Source organism: Streptomyces sp. NPDC051133 (assembly GCF_040682635.1).
Taxonomy (GTDB): Bacteria; Actinomycetota; Actinomycetes; order Streptomycetales; family Streptomycetaceae; genus Streptomyces.
Map to the genome: position 1 here is coordinate 17,393 of NZ_JBFBBK010000007.1, position 18,671 is coordinate 36,063.

The 18,671-nt window shown below is 72.6% G+C and carries 16 protein-coding genes; 4 read left to right on the forward strand and 12 right to left on the reverse strand.

Annotated features, from left to right (window positions below; genetic code table 11):
* The first annotated feature begins 10 nt into the window (after nucleotides 1-10).
* Nucleotides 11-517 (forward strand): GtrA family protein, encoded by a 507-nt coding sequence (locus tag AB0N17_RS10010; protein ID WP_366010699.1) that lies wholly within the window; start codon nucleotides 11-13, stop codon nucleotides 515-517.
* Nucleotides 518-524: 7 nt separating this feature from the next.
* Here AB0N17_RS10010 and AB0N17_RS10015 read toward each other — a convergent pair whose 3' ends face one another.
* Together AB0N17_RS10015 and AB0N17_RS10020 are read right to left on the reverse strand one after the other, a co-directional pair.
* The gene (locus AB0N17_RS10015) at nucleotides 525-1,796 is read right to left on the reverse strand and encodes an ATP-binding protein (protein WP_366010700.1); all 1,272 of its coding nucleotides are present in this window, start codon (nucleotides 1,794-1,796) and stop codon (nucleotides 525-527) included.
* 40 nt (nucleotides 1,797-1,836) lie between these two features.
* Nucleotides 1,837-2,514 carry a response regulator transcription factor gene (locus AB0N17_RS10020; protein ID WP_366010701.1) on the reverse strand — a complete coding sequence of 226 codons (678 nt, stop codon included), beginning with the start codon at nucleotides 2,512-2,514 and terminating at the stop codon, nucleotides 1,837-1,839.
* 492 nt (nucleotides 2,515-3,006) lie between these two features.
* Here AB0N17_RS10020 and AB0N17_RS10025 point away from each other — a divergent pair, with 492 nt between their 5' ends.
* Nucleotides 3,007-4,512 (forward strand): oligopeptide:H+ symporter, encoded by a 1,506-nt coding sequence (locus tag AB0N17_RS10025; RefSeq protein WP_366010702.1) that lies wholly within the window; start codon nucleotides 3,007-3,009, stop codon nucleotides 4,510-4,512.
* Between the two features lie 134 nt (nucleotides 4,513-4,646).
* Here the strand turns inward: AB0N17_RS10025 and AB0N17_RS10030 are convergent, their stop codons facing one another.
* The 6 genes from AB0N17_RS10030 to AB0N17_RS10055 all read right to left on the reverse strand — a co-directional run bounded on the left by AB0N17_RS10030 (nucleotide 4,647) and on the right by AB0N17_RS10055 (nucleotide 10,267).
* Nucleotides 4,647-5,960, reverse strand: a complete 1,314-nt coding sequence (locus AB0N17_RS10030; protein ID WP_366010863.1) for a hypothetical protein — start codon at nucleotides 5,958-5,960, stop codon at nucleotides 4,647-4,649.
* Nucleotides 5,961-5,962: 2 nt separating this feature from the next.
* On the reverse strand, nucleotides 5,963-7,072 hold the full coding sequence (locus AB0N17_RS10035; RefSeq protein WP_366010703.1) for a hypothetical protein: 1,110 nt from the start codon (nucleotides 7,070-7,072) through the stop codon (nucleotides 5,963-5,965).
* A complete protein-coding gene (locus tag AB0N17_RS10040) occupies nucleotides 7,069-8,031 on the reverse strand; it encodes a hypothetical protein (protein ID WP_366010704.1) in 963 nt (320 codons plus the stop codon). Before AB0N17_RS10040 ends, AB0N17_RS10035 begins: the two co-directional genes overlap by 4 nt.
* A 105-nt stretch (nucleotides 8,032-8,136) precedes the next feature.
* Complete coding sequence (locus tag AB0N17_RS10045; RefSeq protein WP_366010705.1) at nucleotides 8,137-8,823, reverse strand: LPXTG cell wall anchor domain-containing protein; 687 nt, start codon at nucleotides 8,821-8,823, stop codon at nucleotides 8,137-8,139.
* A gap of 188 nt (nucleotides 8,824-9,011) precedes the next feature.
* The gene (locus AB0N17_RS10050) at nucleotides 9,012-9,581 is read right to left on the reverse strand and encodes an ATP-binding protein (RefSeq protein WP_366010706.1); all 570 of its coding nucleotides are present in this window, start codon (nucleotides 9,579-9,581) and stop codon (nucleotides 9,012-9,014) included.
* Between the two features lie 308 nt (nucleotides 9,582-9,889).
* Nucleotides 9,890-10,267: an STAS domain-containing protein gene (locus tag AB0N17_RS10055; RefSeq protein WP_365587864.1), complete on the reverse strand. Its 378-nt coding sequence runs from the start codon at nucleotides 10,265-10,267 to the stop codon at nucleotides 9,890-9,892.
* Between the two features lie 246 nt (nucleotides 10,268-10,513).
* Between AB0N17_RS10055 and AB0N17_RS10060 the strand changes: the two genes are divergently transcribed.
* Nucleotides 10,514-11,410, forward strand: coding sequence for an RNA polymerase sigma factor SigF (locus AB0N17_RS10060; protein ID WP_366010707.1), 897 nt, complete (start codon nucleotides 10,514-10,516; stop codon nucleotides 11,408-11,410).
* Between the two features lie 228 nt (nucleotides 11,411-11,638).
* Nucleotides 11,639-13,192, forward strand: a complete 1,554-nt coding sequence (locus tag AB0N17_RS10065; RefSeq protein WP_366010708.1) for an RICIN domain-containing protein — start codon at nucleotides 11,639-11,641, stop codon at nucleotides 13,190-13,192.
* A gap of 27 nt (nucleotides 13,193-13,219) precedes the next feature.
* Here AB0N17_RS10065 and hutI read toward each other — a convergent pair whose 3' ends face one another.
* From hutI to hutU, 4 genes are read right to left on the reverse strand one after another with little or no spacing between them, the layout of a single operon-like run.
* A complete protein-coding gene (gene hutI, locus AB0N17_RS10070) occupies nucleotides 13,220-14,395 on the reverse strand; it encodes an imidazolonepropionase (RefSeq protein ID WP_366010709.1) in 1,176 nt (391 codons plus the stop codon).
* A 29-nt stretch (nucleotides 14,396-14,424) separates the two neighbouring features.
* On the reverse strand, nucleotides 14,425-15,777 hold the full coding sequence (locus AB0N17_RS10075) for a formimidoylglutamate deiminase (RefSeq protein ID WP_366010710.1): 1,353 nt from the start codon (nucleotides 15,775-15,777) through the stop codon (nucleotides 14,425-14,427).
* The gene (locus AB0N17_RS10080; protein WP_366010711.1) at nucleotides 15,774-16,991 is read right to left on the reverse strand and encodes an allantoate amidohydrolase; all 1,218 of its coding nucleotides are present in this window, start codon (nucleotides 16,989-16,991) and stop codon (nucleotides 15,774-15,776) included. Before AB0N17_RS10080 ends, AB0N17_RS10075 begins: the two co-directional genes overlap by 4 nt.
* Complete coding sequence (gene hutU / locus AB0N17_RS10085; RefSeq protein WP_366010712.1) at nucleotides 16,988-18,652, reverse strand: urocanate hydratase; 1,665 nt, start codon at nucleotides 18,650-18,652, stop codon at nucleotides 16,988-16,990. Before hutU ends, AB0N17_RS10080 begins: the two co-directional genes overlap by 4 nt.
* Nucleotides 18,653-18,671 lie beyond the last annotated feature (19 nt).

Sequence of the window (18,671 nt, forward strand, 5' to 3'; positions counted from 1 at the left end):
CTGCACAGCCATGGAACCTCGTTCCTCGGGGCTGCAACGGCTCGTACGCGAGGTGGCCAAGTTCGGCGCCGTCGGCGGTGCCGGCGTCCTTGTCAATCTCGGCGTGTTCAACCTGGTCCGGCACGTCTCCACGCTGCCGGTCGTGCGCGCCAGCATCATCGCGACGGTCGTCGCGATCGTCTTCAACTACGTCGGCTTCCGTTACTGGACGTACCGGGACCGTGACAAGCACGGCCGCACCAAGGAACTCACGCTGTTCCTGCTCTTCAGCGCGATCGGCCTGGTCATCGAGAACGGCGTGCTGTACCTGGCGACCTACGGCCTCGGCTGGGACAGCCCGCTGCAGAGCAACGTCTTCAAGTTCCTCGGCATCGGCGTCGCGACCCTGTTCCGCTTCTGGTCCTACCGCACCTGGGTGTTCCGGGCCATGCCCTCCCAGGAGGCGGAGACGATCCTGGTGGCGGAGGCGAGGAAGCCGCAGAACGAGCCCGAGCCGAAGTCCCAGCGGGTGCCGTAGCCGCCGGTCAGCGGACCGTCGGCAGCTCCTCGTCCGGCTTGCGGGCCGGGGGCGTGCGGGAGAGGAAGAGGCCGAACACCGGCGGCTGGGTCTGCAGCAGCTCCAGCCGGCCGCCGTCCGCCTCGGCCAGGTCACGGGCCACGGCCAGGCCGATGCCCGTGGAGTTCCGTCCGCTGATCGTCCGCTCGAAGATCCGCGCGCCGAGGTCGGCCGGGACGCCGGGCCCTTCGTCGGTGACCTCGACGACGGCCTGGTTGCCGGTGACCCGGGTGCGCAGGGCGACCGTGCCGCCCCCGTGCATCAGCGAGTTCTCGATCAGGGCGGCCAGCACCTGGGCGACCGCGCCCGGGGTGCCGACGGCCTGCAGATGCCGCTTGCCCGAGCTGACGATGGCCCGGCCGGCGCTGCGGTAGGCGGGCCGCCACTCGGCGAGCTGCTGCTGGATGACCTCGTCGAGGTCGAAGGTGACGGCGGAGCCGGTCCGCGGGTCGCGGGAGTTCGTCAGCAGCCGCTCCACCACGTCCGTGAGCCGCTCGACCTGGGTGAGCGCGACGTTCGCCTCTTCCTTCACGGTCTCCGGGTCGTCCGTGAGGGTGATCTCCTCCAGCCGCATGGACAGCGCGGTCAGCGGGGTGCGCAGCTGGTGGGAGGCGTCGGCCGCGAGGCGCCGCTCGGCCGTGAGCATGCGCCCGATCCGCTCGGCGGAGGAGTCCAGCACATCGGCGACCCGGTCCAGCTCGGGGACGCCGTACCGCTTGTGGCGGGGGCGCGGGTCCCCGGAGCCGAGGCGCTCGGCGGTCTCCGCCAGGTCGGTCAGCGGGGAGGCGAGCCGGTTGGCCTGGCGTACGGCGAGCAGCACGGCGGCGACCACCGCGAGCAGTGCCACCAGCCCGATGATCAGCAGGGTCCGGCCGACCTCACGGGTCACCGCGGAGCGTGGCTCCTGCACGGTGACCGTCTCCCCCTCCTCACCCTGCTGCGAGGCGTGGATCACATCGCCCTGCGGCCGGGAGCCGATCTCGATCGGCGGCCGGCCCGGCATGCGGATCACCGCGTACTGCTCTTTGCTGACCGGGTTGCGCAGGACGTCCGCGTTGACCTTCTCCGCGGCGAGGATCCGGCTGTCGATGATGCTGGCCAGCCGCACCGCCTCGGAGTCCACCCGCTCCTGGGCGCTGTTGCTGATGGTCCGCGTCTCGACGATCACCAGCGAGATGCCGAAGACGGCGATCACCACGAGGACGACGGCGAGGGTGGACTGGATGAGACGTCGGCGCATGTTCCGTTACCTGAGGTGATCGCTGGTACCCGGGTGCGGCTCAGCTCTTCTCGAAGCGGAAGCCCACGCCTCGCACGGTGGCGATGTAGCGGGGGTTCGCCGCGTCGTCGCCGAGCTTCTTGCGCAGCCAGGAGATGTGCATGTCGAGGGTCTTGGTGGACGACCACCACGTGGTGTCCCAGACCTCGCGCATCAGCTGGTCGCGCGTGACGACCCGGCCGGCGTCCCGCACCAGCACCCGCAGCAGGTCGAACTCCTTGGCGGTGAGCTGGAGTTCCTCGTCGCCCATCCACGCGCGGTGCGACTCGACGTCGATCCGCACGCCGTGCGTGGCCGGCGGCTGCTGCGGCTCGGCGGAACCGCGCCGGAGCAGCGCCCGCACCCGGGCGAGCAGTTCGGCGAGCCGGAAGGGCTTGGTGACGTAGTCGTCGGCGCCCGCGTCCAGACCGACGACGGTGTCCACCTCGTCGGCCCGCGCGGTCAGGATGAGGATCGGCACGGTGTGGCCGTCGGAACGCAGTCGGCGGGCGACCTCCAGGCCGTCCATGCCGGGCAGGCCGAGGTCCAGCACGACCAGATCGACGCCGCCCTGCATCCCGGCGTCGAGTGCGGTGGGTCCGTCCTCGCGCACCTCGACCTCGTAACCCTCCCGGCGCAGGGCGCGGGCCAGCGGTTCCGAGATGGACGCGTCGTCCTCGGCGAGCAGTACACGGGTCATGAGGTGATGGTAGACCGCCCGTGCTCAGTGCTGGGGTGTGATCGGTTCCAGGGATTCTTACCTTCACGACCTGCTGGTACGAACCATTGGTCTGGAGATGCGATCGCAGGAGAGACCTTCGAATTCCGTCGTGCGGTTCCTTCGACACCTGTGATCCGCGTCTCAAGTCCTTCCATATCCGGCAGTGTCCTGCCGTACAGTGACGTGAACGCCTGTAGTACACCCGGGGACCTTTGGCGGGCACTTGACGCTGAAGGTCTCTTTTGTGTGCGGGCTGATCAAGATCAGCCTTGAAAGGAATGACCTCTGGCCGGGCTCGGACGCAAGCATGCGTCGGGCGTGGATCCCGGTGGTCGCCGTCCGCCGCTTCCGAGACCCGGAGGTCGGACTCCCCCTGGGCGTGGGGGTGGACGTCCGACCCTGCCGGTGCCGGCCGCACCCCCACCGGGCGCGCAGCGCTCCACAGCGCGTCCCGACCAGCAAGGAACGACCATGGCGTCCAGCCTGACGAAGGACTCGGTCCGCCCGGGCACCCCCGGCTCCGAGAAGACCTTCTTCGGCCACCCCCGCGGCCTGGCCACTCTGTTCATGACCGAGATGTGGGAGCGTTTCTCCTACTACGGCATGAGGGCCCTGCTCCCGCTGTACCTGGTGGCCCCGGGTGGCCTGCACCTGAACGCGGGCACGGCGACCGCGATCTACTCCGTGTACGTGTCGCTCGTGTACCTGCTCGCCCTGCCCGGCGGCTGGTTCGCCGACCGCGTGCTCGGCCCCCGCAAGACGGTCGCCGTCTCGGGTGTGATCATCATGCTCGGCCACCTGTGCCTCGCGCTGCCCGTGGCCGCGAGCTTCTTCGTCGGCCTGGGTCTCGTCGCCATAGGTTCGGGTCTGCTGAAGGCCAACATCTCCACGATGGTCGGCCACCTCTACAAGGGCCCCGAGGACCCGCGCCGCGACGGTGGCTTCACCCTCTTCTACATCGGCATCAACCTCGGTGCCTTCGCCGCCCCGCTGGTCATCGGCACCGTCGGTGAGAACGTCAACTGGCACCTGGGCTTCGCGCTGGCCGCGCTCGGCATGGCGCTGGGTCTGGCCCAGTACCTGCTCGGCGGCCGCCACCTGAACCCGAAGAGCAGCGAGGTCCCCACCCCGCTGACCCCCGCGGAGAAGTCCGCGACCCTGCGCAAGGGCCTGATCTGGCTGGTCATCGCCGCGGTCTTCTACGGCGTCGTCGGCGGCACCGGTCACTTCACCCTGAACTGGGCGCTGATCCCGCTCACGCTGATCGGCCTGATCATCCCGATCATGGTCATCGCCCGCATCCGCCGGGACAAGGACCTGGACGCGGCCGAGAAGTCCAAGGTGTCGGCGTACATCTGGTTCTTCGTCGCCGCCGCCGTCTTCTGGATGATCTACGACCAGGGTGGTTCGACCCTGTCGCTGTTCGCCGACAGCTCGGCCAAGAACTCGATCGCCGGCTGGACGTTCCCGGTCTCCTGGTACCAGTCGGTCAACCCGGTCATGATCATGGCGCTCGCGCCGGTCTTCGCCTGGCTGTGGCTGTGGCTGAACCGCCGCGGCAAGGAGCCGAGCACGATCGTGAAGTTCTCCTCCGGTCTGGTGCTGATCGGTGCGTCCTTCTTCCTCTTCCTCGCCCCGCTGTCGATCGCCGAGGGCGGTCACAAGGCCGCGGCGATGTGGCTGGTCGCGATCTACTTCGTGCAGACCGTCGGTGAGCTGACGCTGTCGCCGGTGGGTCTGTCCGTGACGACGAAGATGGCGCCGAAGAAGTACGCCTCCCAGATGATGGGCGTCTGGTTCCTCGCGGTCACCGCGGGCGACTCCGTCACCGCCCTGGTGTCGAACCCGGCCATAGGCGGGGTCAACCTCGACAAGATGGGCTTCGTGGCCCTGGAGGCCGTGCTCGCCGTGATCGCCGGTGTGGCGGTGTGGATGTACCGCAACAAGGTGAAGAAGATGATGGGCGACGTCCACTAGTCGCCTCGACGGCCGCTCCGGCCGTCACCCGGTCTCGGCCGGCGGAGGGCCGCCGCACCCTTGGGGTGCGGCGGCCCTTTCGGCGTCGAGCGGCCCTCTCGGCGCTCCGCGGCCCTCTCGGCGTCAGGGGCGGATCAGCGTGTCCTGCGCCCGGGCAGGAAGGTGAACACCGCGCCGCCCAGCAGGATCGCCGTGCCGGCCACCAGGCCCAGGGCCATCAGGGCGCCGTGGTCGCTCGCGCCCGTCTCGGCGAGCCCGCCGGAGCCGGAGGTGCTGCCGCCGCCACCGGTCGTGCCGCCCGAGGTGGATGTGGAGCCGGACGCGCTGCCCGGCTGGCTGCTGGTGTCCAGGGTGAGCGAGACCTGCGTCTTCGTCGGCGTGCAGGTGGTCGTCGTCCCCAGCGCCTTGACCGTCAGCACGCCCGGGGACAGCGTCGAGCTGCCGCTCGCGCCGGGCTTGTAGGTGCCGGTGAGGTCGGGTATGTCGATGGGGTCGCCGGACTTGATGGGGGCGGGGTTGGTCGGCCCCTCCACATGCACGGTGCCCTTGTCGGCACCGCCGAGGACCACCTCCATCGACGGTTTCACGGAGTCCTTCGGGATGTCGGCGGGGCTGTTCATCACCGACTTCTTGAACTGCACGGTGAGGTCGAAGTTCCCGCCGTTCTTCCTGGCGTTGATCTGCACCGGCGAGGTCGCGTTCTTGTCGCCGATCGGGGTCTTGCAGGCGTACGGGATCTGCACCTCCTTGCCGGTGAAGTCGGTCTGGCCGCTGCCGCCGCTCGCGGACGGGGAGGTGGACGGTGAGGCGGACGCGGACCCGCCGCTCGTCGGGGAGGCCGACCCCGTGGGGCTCCCCGACCCGGTCGGCGGCGCGCTGGACGAGCCGCCGCCGCCACCCGTCACCTGGATCGTCGCCGCCTTCTGCACGGTCTCCTTGGGCGTGCACTTGGTGTCCGTCGACATCGCGTTGACCGTGTACGCGTCCGGCGTCAGCGTCACCTCGCCGGCCGCCGTCAGCTTCAGGCTGCCCTTCATGTCGGACAGCACCATGTCGCCGCCCTTGGGGATCGCGGGGTTCGTGCGCGTCCCCTGCATCGCGACGTCGGCGGTCTGCGCCCCGGCCGCCTTCAGCACGCCGGACGGCTGCACCGAGTTGGCGGGCAGGTCGATGATGTCGGGGTTCTTCGACGCGGCCTGGACGAACTTCCACACGACGTCCACCGTGTCGCCCACCTTCGCGGTGGCCGGGGCGGTGATCTCGACCTTCGTGGTGCCGTCGACCGGGCTGATGCCCGCGGGCGGCACGCAGTGGGTGGCGTACGCCACCTCGGCCGCCTGCGCGGGCGCCACGGCCAGGCCCAGCAGGACGCCCGCTCCGCTCAGCGCCAGTGCGGCGCCCGCCGCGGCCGGCTTGCGTCCGCCGGCCGCTGTCCCTCTCCTTCGCATGCTCACGTGGGTCCCTTCGTGGTGGGAGTCGTCGGACTCGTCGGGCTGTCGTCGTGCGGTGCGGAGAGCCGGCCGGCCGGGCCGCCCGGGACGGAGTCCGGGCCGAACCACGGCAGGGTCGGGGTCGTGGGGGCCGCTTCGGCGGCGGCCGCCTCGGGGGCGCGGGCGCGGGAGAGCGGCAGCCGCAGGGCGGGCCGGGGCGGCCGCCGTCCGCCGCCGCGGCGGACACCGGCCGGGCGGCGCGGCCGTATCCGGTCCACCACGGCCATGCCGATGCGGAACAGCGCGGCCGGGACGACCAGGCAGAGCAGGATCCAGAACAGCGTCACGCCCCAGGGGCGGCCCACACCCCACGGCTGCGCGGCGAGGACCCTGCCGTCGTACTTCAGGGACACGGTGTAGTCGCCGTGCGCCCCGGCCGACAGCTCCACCGGCAGCTCCACCTGCGCCTTCCTGCCGGGCGCGAGGGTGCCGTGCCACTGCCGGTCGTCCCACTGGGGTGCGAAGACGCCGTGCGCGGTGCCGACCTGGAACACGGGGTCCTTGATCGTGCCGGTGCCGGTGTTGCCGACGGTGAAGACCAGGGTGCGGCCCGGCGGGGCGCCGAACCAGGTCAGCAGGGAGCCGGAGCCGGTCAGCCGGGTGTCGGAGAGGATCGCGAGGCGGCCGTCCGCGGGCTCGGCGGGCAGCGCGGCGACCGGATGCCCCGCGACCCGCAGCACGGCGTCCGCCTCGGCCTCGGCCCCCGTGACGGTGGCCACGTGCACCACACAGGGGCAGGGCACGGGCGGCTCGGCGACCGGGAGCTTCTTGCCGAAGGCCCCCCGGGTGTCGGTGGTGACGGCCCGGCCGTCGCCGTTGGCACAGGAGTTGGTGCCGCCGATGACGCCCCGGGCCGGGGTGGCCCGCCCGCAGACCAGCAGCATCAGCAGGGTGCGCGGCCGCCAGCCGGTCCCGGTGACGGTGACCGAGCCGCCGGTGCCTGCCTGCCCGGCGGACAGCTTCACCACGGGCCGGTCCGCCGCCCGCACCGGCCCCGCGAGGCTCACCAGCAGCAGCACGAGCACCGCCCCGCACGCCGTCCCCCGCAGAATCCGCACGATGCCGCTCACTTCGGCACGCCTCCCGTCAACTGGGTGCTCCGGGTGGGGGTTTCGGCCGCGGTGGGACGGTGCGGGGCCGGTCCGCGGTCGGGTGCGGGGCCGCCGTCCGCCCCCGGGGCGTCCGTGGTCGCACCACCGCTGTCCGTCGTACGGCTCCCCCGTCGCCGTACGACGATCACCGCGCCCAGGACCAGCGCACCGCCGGCCACGCCCGCCGCCGGGCCCCAGGGCACGAACCGCGCCGACGCGGTCGCCGTGTCCCGCGCTCCACCCGGGGCCGTGACCGTGAGCCGTACGTCGACCGAGTCCAGCGCGGGCTGGTCCGGCCAGGGCTCGCTGAGCCTCAGCCGCGCACCGGGGCGCAGGTGGACGGGCAGGACGCGCGCCGGACGGTCCAGGACCCGGCCGAGGACGCCGTCCGCCCGCACCGCGAGCCTCGGCACGAGGACGGTCGTACCGCGGTTGACCAGTTCGTAGGTGAGCCGGCCGGGGTGTACGGACAGGTGCTCCACGGTCAGCGCGGCGAGCGCCGGGCCGCGGACGCGCAGCCGCAGCGGTACGGTCACCGTCCGCCCGTCGGCGGCGCGGACCACGATCGTGCCGGCGCGGTCCCCGGGTCCGGCACCGGCCGGGACGGTCACCGTGAAGGGCACGTCGGCGCGGGTGCGGGCGGGAACGCGTACGCCCTGCCCGGCGAAGGCGACCCGGACGCCGGTGCCGGACAGCCGTACGGCGACGGGCTTCCGGCCGGAGTTCGTGACGGACACCGTGTCCCGCAGGACCGCTCCGGGCGGGCCCTCGGCGTAGAGGGACGGGCGGTCACCCCCCGAGGGCGCGACGGACCAGCCTCCTGCGGCGGCAGCGGCCCGGGGCGCCACTCCGACCGGCACGGTCAGGCAGAGCATCGCCGGGACGGCGACGGGGAGCAGACGCCGGCAGCGGGACAGGACACGGGCGGCGGACGGCATGGGCGGCTCCGACGGTCGTGGGCCGGACGGGCGGGGGCGGGCCGGGGGGCAGTGGGCGGCGGGGGGCTCCGCCGCGCTGCCGAGCCCCGGCGGCACACCGGAGTCTCAGCGCCGCACGGGCTGGCCGCGGCGGGTCAGCCACAGGGTGCCCGCCGCTCCGGCGAGGAGGACCGTGCCGCCGACCGTGGCCAGGGCGATCGCGGAGTCCTCGGGGCCGGTCTGCGGGAGCCGGCCGGTGTCGCCGCCGGACGGCGTCGAGGAGCCGGCGGTCGACGAGCCGCCGGCCGCGGTGACGTCCAGCGTGAGGGCCGGCCCGGGACTGTTGGCCGGCGTGCAGGTCGTCGTCGTACCCAGCGCCTTGATGGTGAGCGTGCCCGGGGTGAAGGTGACCTTGCCCGACTTCTTCGGCGTGTACGTGCCGCTCAGGTCACTGATCTTTATCGGGGTGTTGGCGGGGATGGCAGCGGCGTTGGCGGGCCCGCTGACCGGCAGGCTGCCACTGTCCGCGCCGCCCAGCCTGATGGTGGCGCTCGGGCTCATCGCACCCTTGCCCAGCTCGACCGGACTGGAGGAGACGCCCTTCTGCCAGGACATGGTGATCTTGTAGCCGCTGCCGCTCTTGACGCCCTTGATGGCGATGGGCGACACGGCGCTCTTGACGCCGATCGGCGTCTGGCAGCGGTAGTTGACGTCGACGACGTCGGCATGGGCGGCCGGCGCGGTCAGCAGCACCACCGAGCCGGCCAGGGCCGCGGCGGACGCGAGCGCGGCGGTTCGTTTCGGGTACGACACGATCGGTCCACCCCATTCGTTCCTGACGACAGACGGACGGTTTCCTGACGGCACATCAGATTTGGCCGTCAAGGTACGCCGGGGGTCGTGAGGAAGGAAGACACGTCACACGCCGGAGTTGTGGCGATCCGGCGTGTGTGTCGGGGTGCCGGAGTGGAGACGGAGGCTCGGGAGGTGCCCGTCGGCCGTCAGGCGGGTGCGCCGAGTTCGGCCCAGACCGTCTTGCCGGGACGGCCCTGCACCCGGACCACGCCCCAGTCGAGGCACAACCGCTGCACGATGAACATGCCGTGCCCGCCGGGCCGTCCCGCGCGGTGCGGGGTGCGCGGCGCGGGCTGGCCGGTGCCGGGGTCGGAGACCTCCACCCGGATCACCTTGTTGTCACAGGCGAGGAGCAGCTCGTCGGGGCCGTCGGCGTGCAGGCAGGCGTTGGTGACCAGCTCGGAGACGACGAGCAGCACGTCCTCGGCGGCGGCCCGCTGGTCGGCGGTGGCCGCGGGCAGCCAGCCCCACGCGTACAGCGCCTGACGGCTGAAGTCGCGGGCGAGTGGGACGACCCCGCTCTCGCCTCGCAGGCCGAGCTTGCGGACCTGTGGCCCCCGGACCTCCGGAGTGCCGCCGGAGGCCCCGGTCGGCACGGACGGCGCGGCTGCCCCCGTGGCGGCGCCGGCAGCCGGCGCGCCCCCCTCGGACGCCCCGGAAGCGCCGCTGGGCTCCGGGCCGCGGTCGCCCGGCGAGTAAGGCCGGGTGGTGCTCATCAGCGCTTCACCTCACCGATTCACCAGTTCACGATTCAAAAGTCCGGCACCGGCCGGTGCCGAACGGTCCGTACGCCATGCGCCCGCCGCCCGTGCTTCGGGGTTCCCCGCCCGCCCGTCCCTCGCACGCACGGCCCGTCCAGGTCGTCCGCCGGTTCCGGACGCTCCGGTGGCCGGCTGTCGTCAGGATGTGTGCTGCTGTCTCCTGCCCTCTCCTGCCCGGCCGGGCCCAGGGAACACCACCGTCTTCGGCGTGGCTGGTGCAACGCCCCGAGCGGCCGGTGCGCGGCAGGGGCCGGGCAGCGGGCTCAGTCGGCACCGTCGGCCAGGGCCGCCTCCACGGAGTCGTGCACGGTGAAGACCGCCTCGGCCCCCGTGATCTCGAACACACGGGCGACCACCGGCTGCATCCCGGCCAGATGAACCCCGCCCCCGGCGGCCTCGGCCTTCAGCCGGGCGCCGAGCAGGACGTTCAGCCCCGTGGAGTCGCAGAACTCCAGGCGCGCGCAGTCCACCACGAGCCGTGAGAAGCCCTTGGCCAGGAGGTCGTCGAGGGGCTCACGCAAAAGATCGGCGGTGTGATGGTCGAGCTCACCCGCCGGTGTCACAACGGCGCTGGAGCCCTCTTCCCGCACCTCCACCAGAAGCCGGCCCGACTGTGCGCTGCCGACCGTCCCGTGGTCCATGCCGTCTCTCTCCCGAGGTCGTGGCTGCTGATGCCCTCGAACATTACGCCTTCCATCCGCACTCCGACACCCGAACAACCTCACAGAATCGGACATACCCGGACAAGACGCACTTGCGATCGGTTCGGTGAAGCGGGTAGGGCTAGTAAGTACACCTGCCCCTACACGCCGGCTTCGGAGGCGCCGCACCTCGCAGTGCACGTTTTGGCTTCGGCAGCCTTATGCCGAGAACGATGGAGGACACCCATGTCACCCCGGCTCGACGCATCGCCTACCCCGATCGCGACGTCGACACCCCCACCGGAACAACTGGATCATCCCATCGACGCCCTCGACGCCTTCGAGGGACTCCCGGAGATCCCCCCGTACGACGAGATCGGCCCGGTCGACGCGCGGGCCCTGTCCAAGACCCTCTTCGAGCGGCTGGAGTCGCTGGAGGAAGGGACGCACGAGTACTCGTACGTCCGCAACACGCTCGTCGAGCTCAACCTCGCGCTCGTCAAGTTCGCCGCCTCCCGCTTCCGCTCCCGCAGCGAGCCGATGGAGGACATCATCCAGGTCGGCACGATCGGCCTGATCAAGGCGATCGACCGGTTCGAACTCTCGCGCGGTGTGGAGTTCCCCACGTTCGCGATGCCGACCATCATCGGTGAGATCAAGCGTTTCTTCCGCGACACCTCGTGGTCCGTGCGCGTCCCGCGCAGGCTGCAGGAGCTGCGCCTGGACCTGGCCAAGGCCGGGGACGAGCTGGCACAGAAGCTGGACCGCGCGCCGACGGTCGCGGAACTCGCCGAGCGTCTCGGCATCTCGAACGACGAGGTCGTCGAGGGCATGGCCGCCTCGAACGCCTACACCGCCTCCTCGCTGGACGCCCAGCCCGAGGAGGACGAGACCGAGGGCGCGCTCGCGGACCGCATCGGGTACGAGGACCACGGTCTGGAGGGGATCGAGTACGTCGAGTCCCTCAAGCCCCTGATCGCGGAACTCCCGGCCCGGGACCGCAAGATCCTCTCCCTGCGGTTCGTGGCCAACATGACCCAGTCGGAGATCGGCGAGGAACTCGGCATCTCCCAGATGCACGTGTCCCGGCTGCTGTCGCGCACGCTGGTGCGGCTGCGCAAGGGGCTGACGCTGGAGGAGTGACCCTCCGGAGTGTCGTCTCCGTACGTCGAAGCGGTCCGGCCGTCGGTGCCGGACCGCTTCGGTCTTCCCGGCTCCGGGCCTGCCTCTCCGGATCCGGTGGGTACCCCAACTCCCCAACCGTTATGCGGTTACCCGCGGAAACCTCTTTCCCCGGCCGTCCCCCTCCACCAGCATGGGGCCCCCGAACCGGCCGGTCGGCCGGACGCGTTCTGGAACGGAGGATGCCGGATGGCTCAGGGCGGCCTGGCCGGGACGGACGGAGGTCACGAGGACACGCCGGACGCGCGCCTGACCGAACTGCTGCGCACCCGGACGCCGACGGCGTACCCCGCGCTGCAGGAGCTGCGCCGACGGCACCAGCCGGCGGTCCTCGCCTACGCGCGGCTGTGCGCCGCGAGCGAGTCCGTGGCCCGCCGGCTGACGGCGGAGGCGTTCACCACGGTGGCCCGCGAGACGGCACGCGGCGTCGAACCGGGCGTCCCGCTGCGTCACCGGCTGCTGCTCGTGACCGCCGCCCGCACGGCCACCTGGGCGCGCGACGAGCGCTCCACGGGCGTGGACCCGGGCCTGCTGCTGGTGCTGGACGCGGCCGGCCTGCCCGAGGGCCCGACCCCGCCGCTCCTGACCGCCTTCCAGGCACTGCCGTCCCGCACCCAGGGCCTGCTCTGGTACGGCGTGCTGGAGCGGGAACCGCAGGAACGGACCGCCGCCCATCTGGGCCTGAGCAGCGCCGACGTGGCCCACGGCATTCCGCAGGCCCTCAAGGCCCTGTCCCGCTCCTGCCTCACCCACCGCCTCGCCGCCTCCGACGACCCGCGCTGCGCCGACTTCCGCCGGCTGATCGAGGAGGCGGTACGGCCGGACGCGCCGCGCTACAGCCCCGACCTGGACGCCCACATGGCGGGCTGCCCGCACTGCACGGCCGCGGTCGAGGACCTGCGGGCGCTCAGGGACACTCCGCGCCAGACCCTGGCGGAGGGCCTGCTGCCGTGGCACGGGACGGCGTATCTGCGCCGGTCCGAGCCGCCGCGCCCGCTCGCCGGGGGCGCCCTCTCCGACCAGGCGCCCTGGCCGCCGGCCCGCCGTCTCCTGCTGGTCTCGGCGGCGCTGGGCGTGGCCCTGGTTCCGCTGCTGGTGTTCCTCCTCACCCCGGCCCACAGCTCCGACGGGCAGCAGCGGACGGCGGCGACCCCGGCGCCACCGCCCGTGACGGTCACCGCGACGGTCTCCGTCACCCCGTCCCCGTCTGCCTCCCCGTCTGCCTCCCCGTCGCCGTCCCCCTCCTCCGAGCCGCCGCGTCCGGCCAGGACGTCACACCGCCCGGCCACACCCCCGCCGCGCCGGACGACCCCCGCGCCGACGCCCCCGCCCGCGCCGCCGGGCACCTCCTTCGCCCAGGTGGTGAACCTGGCCACGGGCCGCTGCCTGGACATCCGCGACGGCGACCTGGACCAGGGCAACGACGTCGTCACCGCCCCCTGCTCGTCCTCCCCCACCCAGCGCTGGCGCTACGACACCCGTCTGGGCGTGCTCCGCTCGGCCGCCGACGACGACTTCTGCCTGGACAGCCGGGGCTCGGTCGACCGGGGCGTCGGCATCTGGGGCTGCGACTCGGTCTACGGCGACAACGGCGACAACCTCCGCTTCACCGTCGACCCCGACGGCACGATCCGCCCCGACATCGCGATCGAGACGGCGGTGACCCCGGACGGCCGCTACGGCGTGGCCCTGCGGCCCCTGGACGGCGGCCAGGAGCAGCGGTGGCGGGCCGGGGCCGCCTGAACCCGGCCCCGGTCCCGCCCGCGCCGCTCACACCACGCGCGTACCCTCGCGCCACACCCCGTTGACCAGCGGTACGCCCGGCCGGTAGGCGAGGTGGACGTGGCTGGGGGCGTCCAGGAGGGTCAGATCGGCGCGGGCGCCGGGGGTGAGGCGGCCGACGTCGGTGCGGCGCAGGGCCGCCGCGCCGCCCGCCGTGGCCGACCAGACCGCCTCGTCGGGGGTCATCCGCATGTCGCGGACGGCCAGGGCGATGCAGAAGGGCACGGAGGAGGTGAAGGACGAGCCCGGGTTGCAGTCCGTCGACAGCGCCACCGTGACCCCCGCGTCCAGCAGGCGGCGGGCGTCGGGCCACTCGGCCCGGGTGGAGAACTCCGCGCCGGGCAGGAGGGTGGCCACCGTGTCGCTGTTCGCCAGGGCGTCGACGTCCGCGTCCGTGAGATGGGTGCAGTGGTCGGCGCTGGCCGCGTCCAGCTCGACGGCCAGCTGGACGCCGGGGCCGTAGGAGAGCTGGTTGGCGTGGATGCGGGGGTGCAGGCCCTTCGCCCTGCCGGCGGTGAGGATCGCGCGGGCCTGGTCGCCGTCGAAGGCGCCCTTCTCGCAGAACACGTCGATCCAGCGGGCGTGCGGCGCGCAGGCGTCCAGCATCTCGCCGGTGACCAGGGCGACGTAGGCGGCCGGGTCGTCGGCGTGGTCGGGCGCGACGATGTGGGCGCCGAGGTACGTCACCTCGTCGGTGTGCCGGGCCGCGATGCGCAGGGCGCGGGACTCGTCCTCGACGGTGAGGCCGTAGCCCGACTTCGTCTCGAAGGTGGTGGTGCCCTGGCGGAGGGCCTCGGCGAGGTAGTGGGTGAGGTTCGCCTCCAGGTCGGCGTCGCTCGCCGCCCGGGTGGCCGCGACCGTGGTGCGGATGCCGCCGGCCGTGTAGGAGCGGCCGGACATGCGGGCGTTGAACTCCTGCGTGCGGTCGCCGGCGAAGACCAGGTGCGAGTGCGAGTCCACGAAGCCCGGCAGCACCGCCCGGCCGCCCGCGTCGACCCGGTTGTCAGTGGCGGGTGCTTTGCTGGATTCACCGGTCCACGCGATGCGGTCGCCGTCGATGACGACGGCCGCGTCCTGGACCAGACCGAGAGGGGAGCCGTCACCGAGGGAGGGGTCGTTGGTGACCAGCGTGGCGATGTTGGTGATGACGGTGCTGCTGCTCATGGTGTCGTCCTTGTGGGGGTCGGCGGTCCTCAGCCGCGCAGGGCTTCGACGGCGGCGGCCAGCGCCCGCGGCACGTCCGGTACGAGCGTGTGCGCTCCGTCGCGTACGACGTGCCGGCCGGCCACGACCGTATGCCGTACGTCCGCCGCGCTCGCCGCGAATACGGCCGTCTCGGCGCCGAGCCGGGGCACCGGTCCCGCTGTTCTGACGGAGTCGAGGGCGATGGTCGTGAAGTCGGCCGTGGCCCCGGTCTCCAGGGTGCCCGCCTCCTCCCAGCCCAGGGCCGCGTGTCCGTCCGCGGAGGCCGCCCGCAGCAGGGCCGCGGCCGTCCAGTGTCCGCGGGTGCGGGTGCGCAGCCGCTCGTTCAGCTCCATCGCGCGCGCCTCTTCGAGCAGGTCGATGACGGCGTGGCTGTCGGAGCCGAGGGAGAGCGGGGAACCGGCCCGCTGCAGGGTGACGGCCGGGCCGATGCCGTCGGCGAGGTCGCGCTCGGTCGTCGGGCACATGCAGGTGCCGGTGCCCGAGCCGCCGAGCAGCGCGATGTCCTCGTCGGTGAGGTGGGTGTTGTGCACGCCGGTGGTGCGCGGTCCGAGGACACCGTGGTCGGCGAGCAGCCGGGTGGGTGTGCGGCCGTGCACGGCGAGGCAGGCCTCGTTCTCGGCGGTCTGCTCCGACAGGTGCACGTGCAGCGGGGCCCGGCGCTCCTCGGCCCACCGTGCCACGGTCGCCAACTGGTCGGCGGGCACCGCCCGTACGGAGTGGATCGCCGCCCCGATCCGTGCGTGATCCCGTTCCTTGAGAACTGCACAGCGTTCGGCCCAGGCCTGCGCGCTGCCGTCGGAGAACCGCAGCTGGTGGGGGTTGGGCGGCTCGCCACCGTGCTTGTCCGAGATGCCGGAGGAGAGGTAGCAGGTGTCGAGGAGGGTGATCCGGATGCCGGCGTCGGCGGCGGCCGCGATCAGTGCCTCGCCCATCGCGTTGGGGTCGGCGTAGGGGGTGCCGCCGGGTGCGTGGTGCACGTAGTGGAACTCGCCGACACAGGTGATGCCGGCCAGCGCCATCTCGGCGTACACCGCGCGGGCGAGGGCGTGGTAGCGCTCCGGGGTGAGGCGCTCGGCGACGGAGTACATCACCTCGCGCCAGGTCCAGAAGGTTCCTGAGCCGACCTGGACCGTGCCGCGCAGCGCCCGGTGGAAGGCGTGGCTGTGGGCGTTGGCCAGGCCGGGCAGGGTCAGCCCGCGCAGCACCTCGGCGCCGGGCGGCGGGGCGGGCGTCCCGGTGCGGACGGCGGTGATCCGCCCGTCCGCCGTCTCGACCACGACTCCCGGCTCGACGTTCGTGCCGAGCCAGGCGTGCTCCAACCAGTAGGTCGCCTTGGTCACCTGCAGGCCAGCCCTTCCAGTACGTCGGCGAGCGCGTGCACCCCGGCCACGCAGTCGTCCTCGGCCGCGAACTCGGCCGGGGAGTGCGAGACACCGGTGGGGTTGCGCACGAACAGCATGGCGGTCGGGATGCTGCCGGAGAGGATTCCGGCGTCGTGTCCGGCGCCGGTTCCGAGGACGGGCACCGTCAGCTCGCTGTCCCTGCCCAGGATGCGGCCGAGTTCGTCGCGCAGGGCGTGGTCGAACTCCACGACCGGCGTGAAGGACTCCCGGACGACGTCCAGGTCGATGCCGTGGGCGTCGGCGTACTCCCGGGCGGCCTTCTCGATGCCGCCGACCACCGTGTCCAGGGTCCCCTGGTCGGCGGCGCGGGAGTCGAGCCAGCCGCGCACCAGCGAGGGGATCGCGTTGACGCCGTTCGGCTCGACGGAGATCTTGCCGAAGGTGGCGACGGCACCGGCCAGCTCGGCCTCCCGGCGGGCGGCGAGGACGGTCTCGGCGTACGACAGCATCGGGTCGCGCCGGTCGACGAGCCGGGTCGTCCCCGCGTGGTTGGCCTCGCCGCGGAAGTCGAACCTCCACCGGCCGTGCGGCCAGATGGCGCTGGCGATGCCGACCCGGTCGCCGGACAGGTCCAGCGCGCGGCCCTGTTCGACGTGCAGCTCCACGAAGGCGCCGATGCGGGCGAGCCGCTCGGGGTCGGGCCCGATGGCCTCGGGGTCGTGTCCGGCGGCCTCCATGGCCTGCGGCAGCGTCACACCGTCGCCGTCGGTGAGCCGGTGGGCGGCCTCGACCGTCAACTGCCCCGCGGTGAGCCGGGAGCCGACGCAGGCGAGCCCGAACCGGGCCCCTTCCTCGTCACCGAAGTTGACGACTGCCAGGGGCCTGGTGAGCTGCGCTCCCCTGCCGCGCAGCTCGTCCAGGGCGGCCAGGGAGGAGACCACCCCGAGGGGCCCGTCGAAGGCCCCTCCGTCCGGCACGGAGTCCAGATGCGACCCGGTGACCACCGCGTCCCCGGCCGCCGGGTCACCGAGCCAGGCCCACTGGTTGCCGTTCCGGTCGACTTCGTAGGCCAGGCCGCGGTCCTCGGCCTGCTGCCTGAACCAGGCCCGGCAGTCGGCGTCGGCACCGGTCCAGGCGTAGCGGCGGTAGCCGCCGGAGGCGGAGCTGCGGCCGATCGGCAGCAGCTCCGCCCACATGCTGTGGAAGGTCACGCCGGGTCACCCTCACGCATCGGCACCCGGACCCCCCGCTCGGCCGCGACCGAGTCCGCGATGTCGTACCCCGCGTCCACGTGCCGGATGACGCCCATGCCGGGGTCGTTGGTGAGGACACGACGGATCTTCTCGCCGCCGAGCTTCGTCCCGTCGGCCACCGTGACCTGCCCGGCGTGGATGGACCGTCCCATGCCGACGCCGCCACCGTGGTGGATGGAGACCCAGGACGCGCCGGAGGCCACGTTCACCATGGCGTTCAGCAGCGGCCAGTCGGCGATCGCGTCGGACCCGTCGAGCATGGCCTCGGTCTCGCGGTACGGCGAGGCCACCGACCCGCAGTCGAGGTGGTCGCGGCCGATCGCCAGCGGAGCCGCCAGCTCACCGGAGGCGACCATGTCGTTGAAGCGCTCGCCGGCCTTGTCCCGCTCGCCGTAGCCGAGCCAGCAGATGCGCGCGGGCAGGCCCTGGAAGTGGACGCGCTCGCCGGCCATCTTGATCCAGCGGGCCAGGGACTCGTTCTCCGGGAACAGCTCCAGGAGCGCCTTGTCGGTCTTGGCGATGTCGGCCGCGTCGCCGGACAGGGCGGCCCAGCGGAAGGGGCCCTTGCCCTCGCAGAAGAGGGGACGGATGTACGCGGGGACGAAGCCGGGGAAGGCGAACGCGCGGTCGTAACCGGCCAGCTGGGCCTCGCCGCGGATGGAGTTGCCGTAGTCGAAGACCTCGGCACCGGCGTCCATGAAGCCGACCATGGCCTCGACGTGCCTGGCCATGGACTCCCGCGCACGCGTGGTGAAGCCGGCCGGGTCCTTGGCGGCGGCGTCGGCCATGTCCTCGAAGGCCACCCCCACCGGCAGGTAGGACAGCGGGTCGTGGGCGGAGGTCTGGTCGGTGACGATGTCGATGGGCGCGTTCATCGCGAGCAGCTGCGGGACCAGTTCGGCCGCGTTGCCGAGGACGCCGATGGACAGCGGACGGCGGGCGTCCCGCGCCTCGGTGGCCAGCTGGAGCGCGTGGTCCAGGGAGTCGGCCTTCACGTCCAGGTAGCGGTGCTCGATGCGGCGGTCGATGGCGCGCGGGTCGCAGTCGATGCAGATCGCGACGCCGTCGTTCATCGTGACGGCGAGGGGCTGGGCGCCGCCCATGCCGCCGAGGCCGGCGGTGAGGGTGATGGTGCCGGCGAGGGTGCCGTTGAACTTCTTCGCGGCGACGGCGGCGAAGGTCTCGTAGGTGCCCTGGAGGATGCCCTGGGTGCCGATGTAGATCCAGGACCCGGCGGTCATCTGGCCGTACATGGTCAGGCCGAGGGCCTCCAGACGGCGGAACTCCTCCCAGTTGGCCCAGTCGCCGACCAGGTTGGAGTTGGCGATGAGGACACGCGGGGCCCACTCGTGGGTCTGCATGACGCCGACCGGGCGGCCGGACTGGACCAGCATGGTCTCGTCCTGCTTGAGGGTCCTCAGCGTGCGCACCATCGCGTCGAAGGAGCGCCAGTCACGGGCGGCCTTGCCGGTGCCGCCGTAGACGACGAGCTTGTCGGGGTGCTCGGCGACCTCGGGGTCGAGGTTGTTCTGCAGCATGCGCAGGGCGGCTTCCTGCTGCCATCCCAGAGTGCTGAGTTCCGTGCCGCGCGGAGCTCGTACGGGGCGGGGTCCCGACATCGTCTGCCTCCTCCTGTTA